Genomic DNA, 21419 nt, shown 5'->3' with positions numbered 1-21419 from the left:
TAAAAATATTTTATTTCCAGCATGAGAAATTTAATAACACTGAGTAAAAGATACTCTTTTAATTTAATGAGTATTATCATAAAAGGATATTATTATTGACTTTTTGTTGGTTTATTGAAAAAATAGCCAGATCAAATATCTAATGATGAATCTTTAACCTTATTGGTTAGCTGTTTTTTCTATTTTATTTCGCATAAATAATAAGATGCGAAAATTTCTCCATTCATTTTGAATGACGATCATTTCTGATGACATATTTATACATGTCTATTTTTTACACGATGTACCTTAAAGGTAGATCGTGCACTTTAGTCGTCGTTAAAAAATCACTGTGGTGAAGCGTTAAACCTTAATCTGAGATAAGCCAATGCTGCTGACCAAACAATTACTCGCATTTCGCCCAAACAAAATGGATTGGATTTTTGCGACTAAAACTTTTGTGGCAGGCATGTTGGCGCTTTATGTTGCATTTTCTTTGAATCTGGCTTATCCGATTTGGGCGGTGGGTACGGTCTTTGTTATTGCCAACCCCTACTCAGGCATGACCTCGTCAAAAAGTATTTATCGGGTTTTGGGAACCTTGCTGGGAGCTATCGTCTCAATTGCAGTCACCCCATTTTTGATAAATACGCCGTGGTTATTTACCTTTTTCTTGGCAGTTTGGGTGGGATTCTGCCTGTATATTTCATTGCTGGATCGAACCCCGCGCAGTTATGTTTCTATGCTGGCAGGTTATACCACGGTCATTATTTGCTACAACATTGTTTATTATGCCGATACGGTATCTATCTTCGATATGGCGATCGGACGTTTTCTGGAAATCACCGTTGGGGTAGTCTGCAGTGCCATTGTCACCACGACTATTTTTCCGCTGAATATCGGACCGGCTGTGGAAACCCGAGTTTCAAAAACCATTCAGGATACCAACGCATTATTTGACCAGATCTTGCTGGATCAAAAACAACTGCACCATTACAACCAGTTACTTGGCAATATTACCCGGGATACCTCCGATATCCATACCATGGCGGTACATTTATCGTATGAGAAATCCAGCCTTCGGGGCATGACCAAGCCGCTTCAGGAAATGCTGCATCAATTAACCGTATTGGTGGCAAATCTGGTGGCAATGTCGGAACGCATGAAACAGCTCGACCAAATTGATATGAGCTATCGTGCCAAGCTAAAAGATGTACATGCGCATATTGCAGAATTTTTAAAAGATGAGCATGAGATCAAGCCACAAGAACTGAATCTTTTGCCCAGTCAGTATGAAGCTGATTTTGAGGTCTTGGTGACCGCAGCGCGACCTGAACAGGGGGTCATTTTAAATAGCTTGAAGATGGATATCCGGCATTTTATTCAGAATGTTCGCGCAGTGAAACTGATTTGGCAGCGCATTCAGCAAGGCGATGATTCCTTGCCTGAAAGTATGAGTCCTTTAACCACCATCTACCCGAGTTTGCATCGAGATCATGGCATGGCCATACGTGGCGGCATTTCAGCATTCATTATTATTCTGATTGCCACTGCTTTCTGGATTTTAAGTGGCTGGAAAGCAGGATTCATGTTGGCAGAAATGGCTGCAATCACTGCCTGTATTTTAACTGCCATGGATAATCCGGTACCGGCATTGAAAATGTTTATCCGGGGCAATATTTATGCGATCGTGGTGGTCTTTATCTATGCCTACGGGATTTTCCCGCATGTCACCACCTTTTGGGAACTGGGGTTGGTTCTTGCGCCATTCATCATATTTTGTCTGATGCTATTTCCGCATCCACCTTTAACCGGACTGGGCCTACCTTTACTGATGGGAGCGGTGATGGGGCTGAATTTTCAGAACAGGTATTCGCTCAATCAGATTACCTTTTTTGATGCATCGATTGGTTCGCTGATTGGTCCGATAATTTCGGTTTATGTGATTCATCTGGTTCGTGCGATGTCCCCCGATATTACCGTACAGCGCATTTTGGCTTTGCATTATAAGGCAGTCCGCAAGGCCTTGTATCTGCCTTATGGTGCCGAATTTAAACGGCATTTGCGTAGCATGCTGGATCGGATTGGAGTGCTCAACAGTAAAGCTGCTATTGAGTCACAAAGTTTAAAAAAAGATATTAATTTGGCATTGATCGAAACCAGTGCAGTAATTGACTTGGCGCGACTGCAGGAGCTGATCGACAAATTGCCCGAGCAAGAATCTATTGTTTCTTCGATTGAAGAGTTGCAGCAGTCGCTAGATGACTATTTCCGTGCCAAAGAAATGCAGCGACCGCATGCCGATATTTTACAAAATTTATTGCACAGTATTGCGATGGTTCAGTCTGTAACCGATGAAGTCGAAAATGCGGATGTTGCCCAGCGCCTGAAAATTTCACTCAACAATATCTGCAGCAGTCTATGTCATCAAAACACCGTAAATATGAATGAACAGAAAATTTTGGCAGGGAGCTAAGCATGGGCGAACTTAATCTGTATGGGGTTTATGTCCCGATCCTTTTAATCCAAAGCATGCTTGCTTATGTGCTGCTTAAAATAGTGATGCTTGGAACAGATCGACTGGTTGATCAGGGCTGGATTGTATGGCCGAGCATATTTAATTTGTGCCTGTATGTCGTGCTGCTTTTTCTGGTGCATTGGCTCTTTATTCTGTGTGCCATCTAAGATGAACATCACTACTTCCCAAATTGAAATAAATGAGGTAAACCTGAAATGACATCCTTTGATCTACGCAAAATAATCCGACCGATTGTTTTGCTGGTAGTGGTACTGATCGCGATTTTCGCCATTATCCATATCTGGAACTATTACAATTCAGAACCGTGGACGCGTGATGGTCGTGTACGTGGCGATGTAATTCAGGTGTCTTCTGACGTTTCGGGTCTGGTGACTGAAGTCTTGGTACAAGATAACCAAAGCGTTAAAAAAGGGCAGGTGCTGTTTAAAATTGATGTCGCCCGTCAAGCCATTGATGTCGAGCAAGCCAAATCTGATTTGGCCAAGGCCAAAGCGGGTTTAGCTGCAGCTGAAGCAGAATTGGCCCAAGCTCAAGCCAACGTGGTGGAGTCGGAAGCCAATATTAATTGGGCTGATAAAAATGCCAACCGCTATTCCAATTTAATGGATGGCGCGATTTCAAAGCAAGAACAAGAGCAGATGTTTGCAACGCGTGATCAATCGCATGCAGAACATGAACAAATGCTTGCAGCCATTGCACAGGCCAAAGCCCATATCGTGCAGCAAAAAGCGCTTATTGAAGTGGCGACCAGTAATCTGCACCTGACAGAACTGAATCTGCATCGCTCTGAAGTGGTTGCACCTGCGGATGGAACCTTATCCAATTTCGAACTGCAACAAGGTAATTATATCAAAGTGGGACAAGCGGTTGCCGCACTCGTAAACCGTCAGCAGTTATACATTGTCGGTTATTTTGAAGAAACCAAGCTGAATAAAATTTATGTCGGTGCGCCTGCAACCATTCAATTGATGGGCGATTCTGAAAAGTTAAAAGGACACGTCCAAGGGATTGCATCGGGTATTGAAGACCGGGAACGTAGCTCGACCTCTGGACTGTTGGCCAATGTGAATCCAACCTTTAGCTGGGTGCGTTTGGCACAGCGCGTACCGGTAAAAATTGTCCTGGATGAAATGCCGAAAAATGAATTGGCTTTTGTCGCTGGACGTACTGCAACCATTCATATTGAAAAAGCCGCCAAGTAATCAAATTTATTATTCATTTCAATAAAAAAGCCATTCAGTGTTGAATGGCTTTTTTACATCATTAATGTTTCATAAAACTAGGGCTTAAGCCCTTCAGGATTGCGATACCAGCTTTCAATAAAAAGTGCCGCTGCAACACTGTCCGCAGACAGATTTTTTGCGCGGCCTTGGGCTTGATAATGACCCAGTTCATCACGCGCTTCACGGGTGGTCAAGCGCTCGTCCACCATCAAGGTTTCAATATTGGTTTGATGGCGCAAACGGCGGGCAAACTTGCGTGAACGTGCCGAAAGTTCAGATTCGCTATCATCCATATTCAACGGCAATCCCACTAAAAATAAAGTAGGCTGATACTGTTTCACAATTTTCAGTAATTCATCCCAGTTCGGAATGCCATCTTTCATCGGAAATAGGGCAAGCGGATTGGCACTTTCAATCATTGATTGACCGACCGCCATGCCCATTTTTTGTGTACCAAAATCAAATGCCATAATCAGTTGGGGTTGTGATAAATCAGGCATGTCCAATCTCTGATGAAAGCCAGGTACGGTCTACGCCCATTTTTTTATAGGCAGCATCCCAACGGTCGTCATAAGGTAAGTTAAAAATTAAATCCATATCCGAATCACAGATGAGCCAGTCGCCACGTGCCAGTTCTTTTTCAAGCTGGTTTTTGCCCCAACTGGCATAACCCAAGGCAATTTGATAACGCCCAACGCCTTCGTTATGTGCAATGGCATCCAGGATATCTTTAGATGTGGTAATACAGACATTATCACCCACGGCAATGGATGAATGCCAGGTCGGCTGACCGGTATGCAGTACAAAGCCTGCTTCCGGGCGTAATGGTCCACCCTCTAATACCTCATGGGGATTGACATTATCCGCTTCAATTTCCAGATCATTCAGTAATTCTTTGATTGAAAGACCAGTAGGGCGGTTAAGGATAATGCCTTGAGCACCATCTTCATCATGTCGGACCAAATAAATGACCGTACTAGCAAAAAAATCATCGGCTGAATCAGGAGGTGCAATCAGACAGCGATGTGTTAGATATTGTTTAGTCATCTAAGCCATTTCCTCCTTAAAATCAGAAAAATCTGATTAAATTAATAATAATGCTTTTATGCGTAACTTACTTAACTAATTGAGTTTCGCCGATAATTTTATGGGATTTACCCTACAAAATTATACCTGATGAAACTTAAGTTGACGTAATTGCTTGGCATGTTGCAGGGTCGTGTCGTTAATTTCCACTCCACCGGTCATACGCGCCAGTTCATCAATTCGTTGTTCTTCGCTCAGATCAATAATGGTACTGCTTGCAGGATCCGTTTGGCGCTTCTTCACCAGCAGGTGTTGATCGGATTGTGCAGCAACCTGAGCTTGATGGGTGATACATAAAATCTGTACATGTCGGGCTAAACCTGCCAACAAGCGTCCCACCATTTCTGCCGTACCGCCACTGATGCCGACATCAATTTCATCAAAGACCAAGACTTCGGACTCGGTCTTTTCCGCATTCATCACTTGCATGACTAAAGCAATACGTGACAGTTCACCACCGGATGCGACACGTGCCAAAGGCTGTGCCGGAATACCTTTATTGGCAGTAAACATCAGCTGAATAAAGCTGAGGCCTTCTGATGACGCCTGTTCCAGCGCTTCAAACTTGAATTCAAAATAAGCTTCCGGCAACGCCAGTTGCTTCACTTGTTCGGTGAGTTTTTTCGCTAAAGGAGTCGCAGCTTCGCGACGAATCTCATCTAAGTGTTGGGCTTTGGCTAAAAAGTCTTGATGAGACAATTCCACTTGTTCAGCTAAAGTTTCAGGATCTTCCAGCTGATGCAGCTGTTCAAGTTCAGCCTGCCATGCTTCATATTCTTTTTTCAAGCTTTCAGGCTGGCTACGGTATTTACGCGCTAAACGGTGGAAGACTTCCAGTTGCGAATTCAGCTCTTCCATGCGTTCAGGATCAAAACTTTGACGGTCAATAAAGAGATGCAAATTTGCCGTTGCATCGGCCAGTTCACTTTGCGCATTGAGTAATGAGTTATAAATTTCCGCGAGTTGTTCACTCCGACCGGCATGCGTTTCGAGGCGGCGAATAATCGAAGAAATTTCCTGGGTAATATTGGGTTCTGCTTCATCCAGCACATTTAAACTATAACTACAATCCAGCATGATATGTTCATGGTGACTTAAACGGTCGAACTCTTGCTCAATCTCTTTATAGTCAATATGAGTAATTTCTTCGAGTTCTTCGAGCTGTAATTCCAGGGTTTCGATGCGTTGTTTACGGGTCGCTTGTGCATCCAATGCAGCTTGATGCTGGCGAATATCTTTTTGCCAGGTGCTGTAGGCGTCCCGGACATCTTGTGCCGGTTGATAAAAGTTGTTGTAACGGTCTAGCCAGTGCTTGGGATAAGGATGTTCCAGCAATTGTTGCTGACTATGCTGACTATACAGCTGTACCAGTAAACGACCAATTTCTTTCAGTTCAGCCAAACTGCTTGGGCGACCGTTAATCCAGGCTTTACTGCGACCCGTCGCAAAAATCACCCGTCTTAAATGGATTTCGCCAGATTCATCATCCAGCTCATGTGTTTTAAGCCATTCAGCTTCGGGACTTTGTTCTTTATAACTAAAAACAGCCGTGACATCGGCTTTGTCGGAGCCAAAACGGACATAATTGGTATCGGTGCGTTCACCCAAACAGGCAGACAGGGCATCCAGCAATAAAGATTTACCCGCACCTGTCTCACCGGTCAGAACATTGAAACCTGGTTCAATATCAATGGCTAAATGATCGGCTAAAGCAAAGTTGATCAGAGTTAAGTGTGTCAGCATAAACGCATCCGGGCTGCGAAAAGTTTTAATCTAAGATAGTGAAATTTTGTTTTGGTCACAAGCCAGCTTTATTTTTAAGATGACGTAAAACATCACTATTTTACCCGATATTTATAATGAAAATACCTTTTACCGAAGATACCCTATAAAAACAACATCTGCTGCAATTGAATTCACTATTACTCCGCTATTCGTGAACATGTTGCCAAGCCTGCCAGAATAGGAATTACACAGATAAACTTATGTGAGTTATGCTCAAATACTCTGCGTGAGTTAGATCAGTGTATCCAGTTCATTTCAGAAATATTGTTCAGCTGCGATATTTTTCATCTGATTGAAAACAAGTTGCACGATCATACAAAAATGACTCAATTGCTGTGGGTGCACCTCCTGGATCGTCATTTTTGAGAGGGTATCTTGGGGCGGGCTTTAAATAGCAAATTGTGTCAGCCCGCTTGGCTTTAGACCGATAGAAAATTACTAGGTTGAGGTTGATTATTTTGCTACAAGAATTGCTTATTGGGGCTGCGAATAAACCTTTAGTCGATACAATACAAAAACTTATTTGTGCTTATGCTAAGCTTGATTTAGACTCTCGCAAACTCGTGCTAAATCTTGCGCTGATTGATGCAGAACAAGAACTGCAATAATTTGTAAAATATTGATTTAGCCGTATGAAACACCGATTGATTAGTGGCATGCAGCTCTTTAAACTACATCAATCAAAAATTATAAATGCGCATTATCTGGAGAATACGCATGTCAAATCAGTTTGATCATGTTTCTGTTATCAAAAAATCGAATGTTTACTTCGGCGGTTCATGTATTAGTCATACCGTACAATTCGAAGATGGCACAAAAAAGACACTCGGGGTAATTTTACCGACTGAACAGGCGCTGACTTTCGAAACGCATGTACCTGAACGGATGGAAATTATTTCAGGTGAATGCCGTGTCCAAATCGCGGATAAAATCGAGAGTGAATTGTTCCGTGCAGGGCAGTCTTTTTATGTCCCAGGCAATAGCCGTTTTAAAATTGAGACCGATGAAGTGCTGGATTATGTTTGCCATTTAGAAGGCTAAACATAAGTCGGACTAAGGCAAAGAAATTTTAGCCTGAATCAGTTAAACTAGATTTAAGCATCAATCCTGTAAAGTCAGCTTTGCAGGATTTTTCTTTTTTACCTTGTATAAATACATTTTAGAGGCCGTTCATGGCAAAAACCGAATATTTTTATGGCGTTCACTCAGTGGAGTCATTACTTGAGCTTGAGCCAGAGCGTGTACTTACTTTATTTACGCTAAAAGGTCGTGACGATCAGCGTTTAAAAAATGTTTTGGCTTTGGCAGATCCTTTTGGCATCAGTGTGCAACAAGCCAGTCGTGAAAAACTGGAAAAATTGGCAGGTCAGCCTTTTCATCAGGGGGTAGTTGCCGCTGTTCGTCCTCATCCAACCTTGAATGAACAGGATCTGGATGATTTACTGAAACAAAATCCTCAAGCCTTGTTGTTGGCTTTAGACCAGGTTACTGATCCACATAACTTGGGTGCGTGTATTCGTACCGCAGCGGCAATGGGTGTTGAAGCGGTAATTGTATCGCGTGATCGTTCTGCAAGCTTAACCCCCACAGCACGTAAAATTGCTGCAGGCGGTGCAGAAAAAGTCAAGTTTATTCAAGTGACCAATCTTGCACGTACCTTGAGTAACATCAAAGATGAATTCAATGTACGGGTTGTCGGTACCATGCTCGATGAAAAAGCATTACCGGTGCAGCAGTTTGACTTTACCGGAACAGGCATCTGTCTGGTGATGGGCGCTGAAGATACAGGTTTACGTCCAATTACTCAGTCACAGTGTGATCAAACGGTTTACATTCCTATGGCAGGAAACTTGCAAAGTTTAAATGTCAGTGTGGCAACCGGTATGGCTTTATATGAAGCTTGCCGTCAACGTAATGTGTAATTTTATTATTTAAGTTTAAAAGTTGTTGGTTATGTCTCCCCGGTCTCAAGGTTATCTCTATATCGCTATTACCATGTGTATTTGGGGAGGATTTACCATTACGTCCCGCTTAAATGCACAGTGGGGGATCAGCGCTTGGGATATCACGGCTTTACGTTTTGCTCTGGCCTTTTGTATTTTAATGCCGATCTTGATCTATAAAAAAGACCTGACCTTTTTATGCAAAAAAGAACCTTTTCTTTTGGCGATGATTGGCGGGGTCGGATACTGTTTGACCTCGTATAGTGCATTTCATTATGTACCTGCAGCCCATGCAGCTATTTTTTTAAATGGCTGCATTCCTTTGTGTACAGCACTTGCCGGATTTTTCCTCTTTAAACATCCTTTTGATAAACATACCTGGATCAGTCTGATTATTATGCTCGCTGCCATCAGTGCAATGAGCTTTTTGATGTATCAGGAAACAGGCGTAGCTTTTGGCTTTGGAGACATGCTGTTTTTGTTGAGTGCAGTCTGGTGGGGTGTTTTTACCGTCTTATTGCGGCAATGGAAACTTTCGGCATGGCATTCCATGGCCGGTGTCGCCATCTGGTCAGCGATCGTTTATGTGCCGATTTATTTACTATTTTTACCAAAAAATTTAACCGAACCTGAGCCGCTCCATTTATTGATGCAGGTCATTTTTCACGGTATTTTTGTGGTGATTGTGGCGACACTGACTTATGTCGAAGCCATCAAGCGACTGGGTGCTTTCAAGACCGGCAGTATCGTGACTTTGGCTCCTTTTATGGCAGCCATTCTAGCTGTGCCGCTATTAGGTGAACCTTTAAGTCTGGCGATTATGTGTGGCTTAATCGGTATGGCGATTGGTGCTTTGCAACCGTGGCGCTGGATCATGCATAAAGACAGTTTGCAGCAGCGACTTGATCAACAAAAAAAGCAGTCTTAATCGGCTGCTTTTTTTTGCCTGCTGCGTTCTAAATAAGCATGATGCAACGGTTTTAAATGGTTATATAAATGCTCAAGATGTCCGTCATTCAGCACGATATCGTCGGCCAGGCTTCGTTTCTGCTGACGTGGCATTTGTGCCTGAATAATTTTCTGAATCTGTTCAATGGATTGGCCATCACGTTGGCTGGCGCGCTGAATTTGTAAATCTTCAGTTGCATCAATGAGTAAGGTATGGTCAGTTAATTCATGTTGATTGGTTTCAAACAGCAGGGGAGAAACCAGAATGGCATAGGGACTGGTTGAGGTATGCAGTTGTTGAATAATGGATTGACGGATAGCAGGGTGGGTGATGCTTTCCAGTAATTTACGTGCGTTCGGATCTATAAAAATATGGTCACGTAAAGCACGGCGATTCAGTTCTCCATTGTCTAACAGAACCCAATCCCCAAATGCAGCATGAATTTGTTGTAACGCAGGTTGTCCTTTTTCTACAATCTTACGTGCCACTAGGTCTGCATCAACAACAGTGATGCCTTGGGCTTCAAACCATGTACTTGCTGCAGATTTTCCGCTGCCAATCCCACCTGTTAAACCCAAGATAAAAGTCATTTACTCACCAAAAATTATTGTCCTAAATAGACTTTCATAATCTGCTCGCCCCAAATAAAGGCAATCCAACCCGCAATGGCAATATAAGGACCAAAAGCAAAAGGCTGATTTTCTTTACGTATTTTGAGCAGAATAATACCAATGATTGCTCCCACCATGGATGAAAGTAGCACAATCAACGGCAGCATTAAAGGACCCATCCAGGCACCTAAAGCCGCAAGTAACTTGAAGTCTCCATAGCCCATGCCTTCCTTGCCGGTAATGATTTTAAACAGGTAATACACAATCCAGAGACACAGGAAACCAATAATATAACCCCATATTGCCGAGGTTGGAGAGGTATAGATGGCATAGCTATTAACACCCAAACCTAGGGCTGCTAAAGTTAAGGTGTAACGGTCAGGTAAAAGCTGGGTATCAAAATCAATAAAGGTCAGTGCAATGAGGATCCAAGTCAAAAGCAAACCAAAGAGCATTTGTAGGGTCGGTCCGAAAACCGCAACAATCACCAATGAGCAGGCTGCTGTGAGTAGCTCGATTAAAGGGTAACGAATACTGATTGGATTCTGGCATGAACCACATTTACCGCGTAAGACCAGCCAACTGAGGACAGGAATATTTTGATACCAGCGAATTTCAGTTTGGCATTGAGGACAGGTGGATGCAGGTTTACTTAAGGTAAGCTTGGATTCATCAATGATCGGCTGTTCCGGATGCAAAAACAGTTGGCAGTCGTTACGCCATTCTTGCTCCATCATCTTCGGTGTACGGTAGATGACGACATTGAGAAAACTACCAATGCAGAGACTAAAAAGCCCAACTGCAAAATAAAGTGCAGTTGGGTTGTTGATGAAATAAGAGATAAATTCTTGCATTACACCACAGAACCCATTTGGAAAATTGGCAGGTACATGGCAATGACTAGGCCACCCACAAGGACGCCAAGTACAGCCATAATTAAAGGTTCCATCATTGAGGTTAAGCCGTCGACCGCATTGTCGACTTCATTTTCAAAATGGGTCGCTACTTTATCCAGCATACTGTCCAGCGCACCTGACTCTTCACCAATTGCAACCATTTGCACGGCCATGGAGGGGAATTTATTGGTGACACGCATGGCAAATTGCAATTGTTGACCCGTGGCAACATCATCGCGAATTTTCATTACGGCTTCTTCATAGACACAGTTGTTGGTCGCACCCGCAGTAGATTCTAAAGCATCAATCAGGGGGACACCGGCAGCAAACGTAGTCGCTAAAGTTCGGCTGAAACGCGCGATAATGGCTTTATAAACCAGATCACCAAAAATAGGGGCTTTGAGCGCTGCTTTATCGAGGAAATCACGGAATTTTTTACTGCGTTTTTTTGCTTCCATAAAGCCGGCAATAATGGCACCAATGGCAATAATCAGCACAAACCAGTATTTCTGCATCCATTCCGACATACCGACAACCATTTGAGTAAATGCCGGTAAATCTGCACCAAAGGAACTAAACAAATCCTGAAAGACAGGAACCACTTTCACCATCAAAATAATGGTCACCACAAGTGCAACCACAATAACAGCCATAGGATATTTCATGGCCTTTTTAATTTTTTGCTTTAAAAGTTCACTTTTTTCTTTATAGATGGCAACCCGGTCAAGCATGGTTTCCAAGGCACCCGACTGTTCCCCTGATTCAACCAGTGAGCAAAATAAGTTATCAAAATATTGAGGATACTTTTTAAGGGCGCCGGCAAAGGTATTTCCGCCTTCGACTTCACCTTTAATGCCTAAGACCACTTCACGCATAGAGGGATTTTCTAGTCCTTCAGCCACAATTTCAAAGCTTTGTACCAGCGGCACACCCGCTTTCATCATGGTGGCGAGTTGGCGTGTGAAAATAGTGATATCAAGTGTAGATACCTTTTTTTTCATTAAGCCTTCGAGAATGTTTTTTCTCTTTTCCCGAATCGTCTTAATGGTAATTCCTTGCTTGCGTAAGGTCACTTTGGCAAGTGCCATATTACGTGCAGGTAATTCCCCTTTAAGTTTTTCCCCTTTACGATCAACCCCTTCATAACTGAAGGTTGGCATCATCTTTGCTTTTTTGACAGCCATTAATTTATCCTTATTTTTAAATGCTTAATCTATTCGCTGGTCACACGATTAACTTCTTGAAGAGAAGTCACCCCCTGCATGACCTTGATTAATCCTGAACGACGTAAATTATTAAACCCCGACCTTAAAGATGCTGCAGCAATTTCAAGTGCATTGCCATCTGCCATAATAATTTTCGAAATTTCAGGTGTTACTTTCATTACTTCATAAATACCGACACGACCCTTATAACCTTCACGACATTCTGAACAGCCGACAGGTTGATAAACTTTAAAGTCTGGATGTTTAAGATCTTCTTCTTTAAATCCCATTTCCAATAAACTTGGTTCTGGAACATCAGCGGGAATTTTGCATTGTGGACATAAACGTCGCGCTAAACGTTGTGCAATCACCAAGTTTACCGAGGTCGCAATATTAAAAGAAGGTACGCCCATGTTCCTTAAGCGCGTCAATGTTTCCGGCGCACTGTTGGTGTGGAGTGTCGACATCACCATATGCCCGGTCTGAGCCGCTTTAACGGCAATTTCTGCCGTTTCTAAATCTCGAATCTCACCGACCATGACAATATCAGGATCCTGACGCAGGAATGACTTCAGAGCAACAGAGAAGGTTAGGCCGACTTTCGCATTCACATTGACCTGATTAACGCCTTCCAAGTTAATTTCCACCGGATCTTCGGCGGTTGAGATATTGGTATCTTCACGATTGAGAATATTCAAACCCGTATAGAGTGATACAGTTTTACCTGAACCTGTCGGACCTGTGATCAGCAGCATGCCTTGCGGTTTGTCTAGCGCCTGCATGAATAACTCTTTTTGCTCAGGTTCATAGCCCAATGCATCAATACCCAACATGGCACTGGATGGATCCAGAATACGCAGTACTAATTTTTCACCAAACAAGGTGGGTAAGGAGTTGACACGGAAGTCGATGGCTTTGCTTTTTGAAAGTTTGAGTTTAATCCGTCCATCTTGGGGTAAACGCTTTTCTGAAATGTCCATTTGGGACATCACTTTTAAACGCGACGCTAAACGTGTGGACAATTGCAAGGGTGGGGTCGCAATGTGACGCAATACACCATCAATACGATAACGAACCCGATAACTTTTTTCATAAGGTTCAAAATGCAAGTCTGACGCACCCATACGAATGGCATCAATCAGTAATTTATTAATATATTTAACAATCGGTGCTTCATCAGCCTGTTGATTATCATCTTCATCATCTTTTTGACTGAGATCTTCCTGTTCCAGATTTAAATCAATATCATCATCAGAAAATTCAAAGTTATCGGCTTCGGCAAAATTCTGTTCAATCAGTTTTATTAATTTTTGATGTTCAACAATTACCGCTTCAATACTCATTTTACTACTGAAGCGGATCGCATCCATAGCATCCATATTGGTGGGATTGCTGGTGGCGACATAGAGTAAATTGCCACGTTTAAAAATAGGCAATACACGATGTTTGCTAATCAGTTTTTCATCGATTCCTTCACGGATAATTTGTGCCGAATCATAAACACTGAGGTCGAACAGCGGTTCCCCAAATTCTTGAGAAATTTTTTCTGCAATATCGAGGGACGAAATTTTTAATTGATCAATGAGAAAAGGAACAATATCTTGATTGGCTTTTTTTGCACTTAATACTACATTCTGCATGTTTTCCGCAGAAACTAAGCCATCTTCAACCAAACGGCGAATAAAACCAGTAAATCTTGGTGAACCTTGTAATGCTGCCATGCTTTAATATGCCTGCTCAATCAATTTGTTTATAATTGGTATCTTTAAATTATACTTTTGTTGTATAAAAATACCATATCTGAATATGTTGTCATCTACTTAATATCAGATAATACTTTGAACCAGTCGTAATTCCATGCCGAAGTTTTTCTTAACAAGGTAATGATGCGTTGCAAAAAATAAGAATGGCTGAAAAAAAGCCCTGTGAAAATTTTCTAAAAAATGCTGAATTCCGTGTAGAATGTGCGCGGTTAAATGAATTGTTTTTAATAGGTTACTGTATGTCGGGTTCGGCTATTACTCCTTGGGTTGTTGGCAATTGGAAAATGAACCCAATGCAGGCAGACGCCAAAGCGCTGTTAAATGACTTTAAAGAATTATTGCAAAATAATGAAATTAAAGAAGAAAATTGTCATTTAGGTGTTGCGCCTACGATGCTGGCTTTGGCAAGTGTTCAGCAAGAATTAGCCAGTTCGGTTAGACCTGTTTATACCGTTGCGCAGAATGTTTCGCGCATCGCGGGTACGGGGGCATATACTGGTGAAGTAAGTGCTGAACTGCTGAAAGATCATCAAATTGATTTTGTCCTGATCGGTCATTCAGAGTGCCGTGAAATCTTTGGTGAAACTGCGCAAATCCTCAATGAAAAAGTTAAAAATGCTTTAAATGCAGGCTTAACCATTATTTATTGTGTAGGTGAAAGCCTAGAACAACGTGAAAATGGTCAGGCAGAGCAGGTGGTATTGCAACAAATCTGTGATATTTCTGCGGTTGTTCAAGCGGAACAGTGGCAAAAAATTGTAATTGCCTATGAACCGATTTGGGCAATTGGCACCGGTAAAACTGCTTCACCCGAAGATGCACAGGGTATGCATGCCAAAATTCGTGAAGGTTTAACTCAAATCACATCCTTCGGTTCAAGCATCGCCATTTTGTATGGCGGTAGTGTTAAAGCTGAAAATGCAGTAGAGTTGGCCGCCTGTCCAGATATTAATGGTGCGCTGGTTGGCGGTGCATCTTTAAATGCAGAGTCTTTCTATAAAATAGCTCAGGCTTTTGCAAATACAAAATAATTAGGAGTTCAGCATGCAAACTTTTGTGCTGGTGGTACATATTATCTTAGCCATTTTAATGATTGTATTGATTCTGGTACAACATGGTAAAGGTGCAGATGCAGGCGCATCATTTGGTGGCGGCGGTGCTGCAACTGTATTTGGTGCTTCAGGTTCAGCGAATTTCATGACTCGCTTAACGGGTATTTTGACGGCTTTATTTTTTGTCACCAGTTTAACTTTAGCGGTGTTTGCCAAAAAACAAACTACAGATGCTTATAGCTTGAAATCAGTACAAACCACGACGACTGCGCCGGCGAATTCGAATGAAACTTCGCCAGTCGCACCGAAAACTGGCCAATAACGCAATTTAGTCCTTTCTTTTTGGGTTTGATGCTACTAGAATGCGACACAGCTGCGGTGGTGGTGGAATTGGTAGACACGCTACCTTGAGGTGGTAGTGCCTTCGGGCGTGGGGGTTCAAGTCCCCCCTTCCGCACCAACTTGTAATCCAGAACATAAGTTGGTGTGTGCAGCAAATCTGTTGATGCGGGATGGAGCAGTCTGGTAGCTCGTCGGGCTCATAACCCGAAGGTCGTTGGTTCAAATCCAGCTCCCGCTACCAATACTATTTAGAAGCAAACTAAATAGGCGATTTAAATAATATTTAAATGGTGATTGATTTTTGCATGTTGTTGCGGGATGGAGCAGTCTGGTAGCTCGTCGGGCTCATAACCCGAAGGTCGTTGGTTCAAATCCAGCTCCCGCTACCACTTTTTGATTAGGGTGCAACCTAATCAAGCAACCATTGAACATTTTTTGATTGAAAATGCTCAGTGAATTGTATATAATTTTTGCACGTTGTTGCGGGATGGAGCAGTCTGGTAGCTCGTCGGGCTCATAACCCGAAGGTCGTTGGTTCAAATCCAGCTCCCGCTACCAAGTTTCTAAAAGGCTCACAAACATGGTGGGCCTTTTTGCACAGTGGACTTTGGTTTTTCTGTGTACACAGGGGCGATTACGCCCTTTTTTATTGGCTATCGTGTAGTGTCGACATCCATTGGTCAAATTGTCATGTTTCACTACTAATATAGTTGAGTTAGTCTGAACTGGTCATATTGACCATTGAATCGCACAACAATGACGAGAGTAAATGAAGCTATCAAATAAAACTCAAGCACTCCAAGACCTTATAACTCCTGCAGTGCAAGCTTGTAATGTAGATCTTTGGGGAATTGAATTTGTTCCTCAGGGTAAGCGTTCTTTATTGCGTATCTATATTGATAAAACCAACGAAAATAACACGCAACCTGTTATGCATGAAGATGGTGAGCCTGAACAAGGTCAGGGTATTGGCGTACAAGACTGTGTTCGCGTAACCCAGCAAGTAGGTGCAATGCTTGACGTGCATGATCCAATTTCTGGCGAATACTCACTTGAAGTGTCTTCTCCAGGTTGGGATCGTCCTTTCTATCAACTTGCGCAAATGCCTGCCTATATTGGGCAGCAAATTGCTTTACGTCTGATCAGTGCTGTAGAGAACCGTCGTAAATTCCAAGCGAAACTGATTGCTGTTGATCTTGAGAATGAAATTATTCAAGTCGAAGTTGAAAATCAACACGTACTTGAAATCGACAGTCATAATATCGACAAATCAAATTTGATCTTTCAAGATTAATTCATTCAATCAATAAGAATCTGAACGAATAGGTGACTTATGGCTCGTGAAATTCTTACCGTAGTAGAAACGGTTAGTAACGAAAAAGGTGTAAGTCGTGATGCAATTTTTGAAGCGCTTGAACAAGCTTTAGTTGCTGCGACTAAAAAGAAATTTTACGAAGGCACCCATGCAGAAGAAGCACGTTTACGTGTGGAAATCGATCGTAAGACCGGTGATTACCGTACTTTCCGTCAATGGGAAGTGGTAGCTGACGAAGATCACGAAATGCCTGCTTGTCAGGATGCGATTTCGGATCTTGACCCGGAACAATGGGCAATCGGTGATATTCGTGAGCTTGAAGTGGAGTCGATTGACTTCGGTCGAATTGCTGCACAAATTGCGAAACAAGTGATTGTGCAAAAAATTCGTGAAGCTGAGCGTGCTTTGGTTGCTGATGCATACGAATCTAAAGTGGGTGAACTCATCTACGGTGAAGTGAAAAAACAAACCAAAGATGGCTTTATTATCGACTTGGGTGACAATGCTGAAGCATATCTTGCTCGTGAAGAAATGATTCCTAAAGAAATTCTTCGCCCGAAACAACGTATGAACGCCATTTTATATAGCGTGAATCGTGAAGGTCGTGGTGCACAATTATTATTGTCACGTGCACGTCCTGAAATGCTGATTGCTTTGATGACCAAAGAGATTCCTGAAATTTCTGAAGAAATCATCGAAATTAAAGCAGCTGCACGCCAACCGGGTGTTCGTGCTAAAATTGCTGTGAAAACGAACGATCATCGTATTGATCCTGTCGGTGCTTGTATTGGTATGCGTGGTACACGTATCCAAGCAGTACAATCAGAATTGAACGGTGAGCGTATTGATGTAGTGGTATGGTCTGATGATCCAGCACAATACATTGCAAGTGCTTTAGAGCCTGCAGATGTATCCAGTATTGTGATTGATGAAGATGCACATAGCGCAGATATCATTTTCGCTGCAACGGATCAGTTGGCACGTGCCATTGGTTCGCAAGGTCAAAATGTTCGTTTAGCCTCTGAATTGACTGGCTACAAATTGGATATGATGCTCGAAGAAGAATTCTACGCGCGTCAACAAAATGAAGCTCAACAATACCTCGACTTGTTTGTAACACGTCTTGATATTGAAGAAGATTTGGCAATGGCTTTAGTTGAAATGGGCTTTACTTCTCTTGAAGAGATTGCTTATGTTCCAGCTGAAACATTCGATGAAATTGAACTTGATGCTGAAACTGTTGAATTATTGCAAAGCCGTGCGAAAGAAATTACATTGGCAGATGCATTAAAACAACAAGAAAACATCCAAGAACCAAGTGCAGAACTTCTTGCAATGGTTGGGATGACACAGGAAATCGCGTATGCACTTGCAGCTCGCGGTGTGGTAACAGTAGATGATTTGGCTGACCAAGCAACTGACGATATTGAAGATATTGAAGGTTTAGGTGCTGAAAAAGCAGGTCAACTTATTATGAAAGCGCGCGAATCATGGTTTAACTAGGAGGAAATATATGACGGACAAGTCGATTAAAGAGTTAGCTCTCAGCGTAGAACGTCCAGTTGAGAAGCTCCTAGAGCAGGTTCGTGACGCAGGTTTGCCGCAACGTAAAGCTGAAGATATTATTTCCACTGAACAACAAAATACCCTCGTTAGCCATTTAAAGAAAGTTCATGGTCAAGACGATGGGCATGCAGGAAAAATCACGTTGAAACGTAAAACAACCAGTACTGCTAAAGTAGCCAGTACATCAGGTAAGGCGAAAACAATTAATGTAGAAGTTCGTAAGAAGCATACATTTGTTAAGCCCGATCCTGAACAGATCAAAGCAGAAGCATTGGCTAAAGCCGAGCAAGCTAAAGCTGCACCTGAGCAAACTACAGTAGCGAAAACTGCTGATGCTCCAAAAATTGGTGTAAATAACGCTAGTAAAGCCTTAGAAGCTATGCGCGCCGCTGCGAAGCAAACCAGCGACAAGCAAGAAGTATCTAAAGCTGCTGTTGTCGTGACACGCAAGTCAAACAACAAGCCGATTGTAAAACAAACGGTTAAGCAAGTTGAAACAGCTGAACAGAAAAAAGTACGTGAAGCTCAATCAGCGCAATTAAAAGCAGTTGAAGAAGCAGCACGTCGCAAGTCGGCTGAAGAAGCGCAACAGCGTACGCTTGAACAAATGCGTCAAATGGCGACTAAGTACTCAGCAGAAGACACTACAGCAACCATCCGTGTTGTTGATGATGCGCCTTTGGCAGCTGGTCTTGTTGGTCAGGCTTATGAAGATTCATTTGCGAAAGAAGACCGCGAAATCAAACGTGGTACCAATACGCCAACTGCACGTGCACCGAAAAAAGGTGGACGTCGTGGTCAAGAAGAGCAAAGCTTCAGTAAACAGCCTAAACGTGGTTTGAAAACCAGCCAAGGCAACAAGCATGGCTTTGAAAAACCAGTTAAGAAACAAATTTATGATGTTGAAATTGGTGAAACCATTGTTGTTGCTGACTTAGCTGCAAAAATGGCGATCAAGGTTCGTGAAGTAATCAAATCACTCATGAAAATGGGTGAGCTTGTGACTCAGAACCAAGCGATTGAGCAAGAAGTTGCGGCACTTGTGGTTGAAGAAATGGGTCATAACCCTGTTCTAGTTTCTGATACTCAAGCTGAAGATAACTTACTTGAAGCAGCTGAAGAAGCGCGTGGCGTTCAAACCACTCGTGCACCAGTTGTAACCATCATGGGTCACGTTGACCATGGTAAAACATCGCTTCTTGACCGTATTCGCCGTACCAAAGTGGCTGCGGGCGAAGCGGGCGGTATCACACAGCATATCGGTGCATATCACGTTAAAACCGATAAAGGCATTATCACTTTCTTAGACACACCGGGACATGCAGCGTTTACTGCTATGCGTTCACGTGGTGCGAAAGCGACTGATATCGTGGTTCTGGTTGTTGCTGCTGATGATGGTGTAATGCCACAAACTGCAGAAGCAATTGATCATGCTCGTGCTGCAGGTACGCCAATCATTGTTGCAATTAACAAGATGGATAAAGAATCTGCCGATCCAGATCGCGTATTGAATGAATTGACTGCTAAACAGATCGTACCTGAACAATGGGGCGGTGATGTACCTGTAGCCATGGTTTCTGCACATTCTGGTCAAGGTATTGATGAACTGCTTGATCTTATTTCAATTCAATCAGAAATGCTTGAATTGAAAGCATCTGAAGAAGGTGCTGCACAAGGTGTGGTCATTGAAGCACGTGTAGATAAAGATCGTGGTGCGGTTGCTTCTATTCTTGTACAAAACGGTACACTGAATGTGGGCGATTTAGTCCTTGCCGGTTCATCTTACGGTCGTGTTCGTGCGATGGTGGATGAAAATGGTAAACGTATTAAATCAGCAGGACCTTCTATTCCAGTAGAAATCTTGGGTCTTCCTGAAGCGCCAATGGCGGGTGACGAAGTTCTTGTTGTAAACGACGAGAAGAAAGCACGCGAAGTGGCTGATGCACGTATGGCACGTGAACGTGAAAAACGTCTTGAGCGTCAAAGTGCAATGCGTCTTGAAAACATCATGGCGTCTATGGGTAAAAAAGATGTGCCTTATGTGAACGTGGTGCTTAAGACTGATGTACGCGGTACCTTGGAAGCATTGACTGTAGCCTTGCAAGCATTGGCAACAGATGAAGTACGCGTTCGTGTGATCGGTTCTGGCGTTGGTGCAATCACTGAATCAGACGTAACACTGGCTGAATCTTCTGAAGCAGTTCTGCTTGGCTTTAACGTACGTGCTGATACGACTGCACGTCAAAAAGCGGATGCAGATGGCATTGATATTCGTTACTACAGCATCATCTATGAATTAATTGATGACGTGAAAGCAGCGATGAGCGGTAAGTTGGCTCCTGAGCATCGTGAAACGATTCTTGGTGTAGCTCAAGTACGTGAAGTATTCCACTCAAGCAAATTCGGTGCGGCTGCGGGCTGTATGGTTCTTGAAGGTATGCTGCACCGTAATAAACCGATTCGCGTATTACGTGATGACGTGGTGGTGTTCCAGGGTGAGCTTGAATCTCTTCGTCGCTATAAAGAAGTGGTTGAAGAAGTTCGTGCCGGTATGGAATGTGGTCTTGCGGTGAAAGGCTATAAAGACATCAAAGCACTCGATAAGATCGAAGTGTACGATGTTCAATTGATTAAACGGAGTCTTTAATGGCGGGTAGTCAACGTCTTAAGCGTATGGGGGATTCAGTTCAGCGCGAGTTGTCTGAACTGATTCGTCAAGAGCTTAAAGATCCACGCTTAGGTGGTCTGGTGACCATCTCTGCGGTGAAAGTTAGCGCAGACTTGGGATATGCCGAAGTTTATGTGACTGTAATGGGTCGTGAACTTGGTGATGAGCAAAGCGAAGTCGCAAATAAAGAAACTTTGGATGTATTAAACAAAGCATCTGGTTTCTTGCGTCACGAATTGAGTCGTAGTATCAAGACACGTATTACCCCACGTTTGCGTTTCCATTATGACAAAACCAATGCGTACGGCAATTATATGTTCGGTCTGATTGCAGAAGCAGTGAAGGATTTACCACCTGCTGAAGCAAAGCAAGATGATGAATAATTGATCTAATAAAAAAGCCACCTTCGGGTGGCTTTTTTATGCGCTGAAACCTTGTTTAGAGCAAGCTTGATATTAGGACATTGCAGAAAGCTGAATTGAATAGAGTTAAATAAC

Annotated in this window: 19 protein-coding genes and 4 tRNA genes; 16 read left to right on the top strand and 7 right to left on the bottom strand. The window is 42.8% G+C overall.

Annotated features, from left to right (window positions below; all coding sequences use genetic code 11):
- The first annotated feature begins 367 nt into the window (after positions 1–367).
- From E0H80_RS04345 to E0H80_RS04335, 3 genes are read left to right on the top strand one after another with little or no spacing between them, the layout of a single operon-like run.
- Positions 368–2455 (top strand): FUSC family protein, encoded by a 2088-nt coding sequence (locus tag E0H80_RS04345; protein WP_131363473.1) that lies wholly within the window; start codon positions 368–370, stop codon positions 2453–2455.
- A gap of 2 nt (positions 2456–2457) precedes the next feature.
- The gene (locus tag E0H80_RS04340; RefSeq protein WP_131363471.1) at positions 2458–2664 is read left to right on the top strand and encodes a DUF1656 domain-containing protein; all 207 of its coding nucleotides are present in this window, start codon (positions 2458–2460) and stop codon (positions 2662–2664) included.
- A 48-nt stretch (positions 2665–2712) separates the two neighbouring features.
- Positions 2713–3720 carry an HlyD family secretion protein gene (locus E0H80_RS04335; RefSeq protein WP_131363469.1) on the top strand — a complete coding sequence of 336 codons (1008 nt, stop codon included), beginning with the start codon at positions 2713–2715 and terminating at the stop codon, positions 3718–3720.
- Positions 3721–3797: 77 nt separating this feature from the next.
- On the opposite strand, the gene ruvX is transcribed toward E0H80_RS04335, so the two are convergent.
- The 3 genes from ruvX to recN form a co-directional block, all read right to left on the bottom strand.
- A complete protein-coding gene (gene ruvX / locus E0H80_RS04330; RefSeq protein ID WP_131363467.1) occupies positions 3798–4241 on the bottom strand; it encodes a Holliday junction resolvase RuvX in 444 nt (147 codons plus the stop codon).
- On the bottom strand, positions 4234–4788 hold the full coding sequence (locus E0H80_RS04325) for a YqgE/AlgH family protein (RefSeq protein WP_131363465.1): 555 nt from the start codon (positions 4786–4788) through the stop codon (positions 4234–4236). The genes ruvX and E0H80_RS04325 overlap by 8 nt, the downstream gene beginning before the upstream one ends.
- Positions 4789–4908: 120 nt before the next feature.
- Entirely contained in the window at positions 4909–6570 is a 1662-nt protein-coding gene (gene recN / locus E0H80_RS04320) for a DNA repair protein RecN (RefSeq protein WP_131363463.1), read from the bottom strand.
- A 759-nt stretch (positions 6571–7329) separates the two neighbouring features.
- On the opposite strand from recN, the gene E0H80_RS04315 reads away from it, so the two are divergent.
- The 3 genes from E0H80_RS04315 to E0H80_RS04305 all read left to right on the top strand — a co-directional run bounded on the left by E0H80_RS04315 (position 7330) and on the right by E0H80_RS04305 (position 9483).
- Positions 7330–7653, top strand: a complete 324-nt coding sequence (locus E0H80_RS04315; protein WP_067866108.1) for a pyrimidine/purine nucleoside phosphorylase — start codon at positions 7330–7332, stop codon at positions 7651–7653.
- A 131-nt stretch (positions 7654–7784) separates the two neighbouring features.
- Positions 7785–8534 carry a 23S rRNA (guanosine(2251)-2'-O)-methyltransferase RlmB gene (gene rlmB, locus E0H80_RS04310; protein WP_131363461.1) on the top strand — a complete coding sequence of 250 codons (750 nt, stop codon included), beginning with the start codon at positions 7785–7787 and terminating at the stop codon, positions 8532–8534.
- 31 nt (positions 8535–8565) lie between these two features.
- Positions 8566–9483, top strand: a complete 918-nt coding sequence (locus tag E0H80_RS04305; protein ID WP_131363459.1) for a DMT family transporter — start codon at positions 8566–8568, stop codon at positions 9481–9483.
- Here E0H80_RS04305 and coaE read toward each other — a convergent pair.
- Genes coaE through pilB form a run of 4 tightly spaced genes read right to left on the bottom strand, consistent with a single transcriptional unit; the run spans position 9480 to position 13937 of the window.
- On the bottom strand, positions 9480–10094 hold the full coding sequence (coaE, locus tag E0H80_RS04300) for a dephospho-CoA kinase (protein ID WP_131363457.1): 615 nt from the start codon (positions 10092–10094) through the stop codon (positions 9480–9482). The genes E0H80_RS04305 and coaE overlap by 4 nt on opposite strands.
- 14 nt (positions 10095–10108) lie before the next feature.
- Positions 10109–10969 carry a prepilin peptidase gene (locus E0H80_RS16970; RefSeq protein ID WP_131363455.1) on the bottom strand — a complete coding sequence of 287 codons (861 nt, stop codon included), beginning with the start codon at positions 10967–10969 and terminating at the stop codon, positions 10109–10111.
- Entirely contained in the window at positions 10969–12195 is a 1227-nt protein-coding gene (locus E0H80_RS04290; protein ID WP_131363453.1) for a type II secretion system F family protein, read from the bottom strand. Before E0H80_RS04290 ends, E0H80_RS16970 begins: the two co-directional genes overlap by 1 nt.
- A gap of 29 nt (positions 12196–12224) precedes the next feature.
- Positions 12225–13937 carry a type IV-A pilus assembly ATPase PilB gene (pilB, locus tag E0H80_RS04285; RefSeq protein WP_131363451.1) on the bottom strand — a complete coding sequence of 571 codons (1713 nt, stop codon included), beginning with the start codon at positions 13935–13937 and terminating at the stop codon, positions 12225–12227.
- Between the two features lie 281 nt (positions 13938–14218).
- Here pilB and tpiA point away from each other — a divergent pair, with 281 nt between their 5' ends.
- The 10 genes from tpiA to E0H80_RS04235 all read left to right on the top strand — a co-directional run bounded on the left by tpiA (position 14219) and on the right by E0H80_RS04235 (position 21305).
- A complete protein-coding gene (gene tpiA, locus E0H80_RS04280; protein ID WP_131363449.1) occupies positions 14219–15010 on the top strand; it encodes a triose-phosphate isomerase in 792 nt (263 codons plus the stop codon).
- A gap of 13 nt (positions 15011–15023) precedes the next feature.
- Positions 15024–15353 carry a preprotein translocase subunit SecG gene (gene secG / locus E0H80_RS04275; RefSeq protein WP_131363447.1) on the top strand — a complete coding sequence of 110 codons (330 nt, stop codon included), beginning with the start codon at positions 15024–15026 and terminating at the stop codon, positions 15351–15353.
- A 53-nt stretch (positions 15354–15406) separates the two neighbouring features.
- Positions 15407–15491, top strand: a tRNA-Leu gene (locus E0H80_RS04270).
- Positions 15492–15537: 46 nt separating this feature from the next.
- Positions 15538–15614, top strand: a tRNA-Met gene (locus tag E0H80_RS04265).
- 71 nt (positions 15615–15685) lie between these two features.
- Positions 15686–15762: transfer RNA gene (locus tag E0H80_RS04260), tRNA-Met, on the top strand.
- Between the two features lie 92 nt (positions 15763–15854).
- Positions 15855–15931, top strand: a tRNA-Met gene (locus E0H80_RS04255).
- 211 nt (positions 15932–16142) lie between these two features.
- Positions 16143–16667 (top strand): ribosome maturation factor RimP, encoded by a 525-nt coding sequence (gene rimP, locus E0H80_RS04250; RefSeq protein WP_131363445.1) that lies wholly within the window; start codon positions 16143–16145, stop codon positions 16665–16667.
- A 39-nt stretch (positions 16668–16706) separates the two neighbouring features.
- A complete protein-coding gene (nusA, locus tag E0H80_RS04245; protein WP_131363443.1) occupies positions 16707–18191 on the top strand; it encodes a transcription termination factor NusA in 1485 nt (494 codons plus the stop codon).
- A 10-nt stretch (positions 18192–18201) separates the two neighbouring features.
- Positions 18202–20901, top strand: coding sequence for a translation initiation factor IF-2 (infB, locus tag E0H80_RS04240; RefSeq protein ID WP_067866126.1), 2700 nt, complete (start codon positions 18202–18204; stop codon positions 20899–20901).
- On the top strand, positions 20901–21305 hold the full coding sequence (locus E0H80_RS04235; protein WP_131363441.1) for a ribosome-binding factor A: 405 nt from the start codon (positions 20901–20903) through the stop codon (positions 21303–21305). The genes infB and E0H80_RS04235 overlap by 1 nt, the downstream gene beginning before the upstream one ends.
- The last annotated feature ends 114 nt before the right edge of the window (positions 21306–21419 follow it).

It is taken from the genome of Acinetobacter sp. ANC 4779 (genome assembly GCF_004331055.1).
Lineage (GTDB): Bacteria > Pseudomonadota > Gammaproteobacteria > Pseudomonadales > Moraxellaceae > Acinetobacter.
This window is presented reverse-complemented; position numbering and strand designations above follow the sequence as displayed.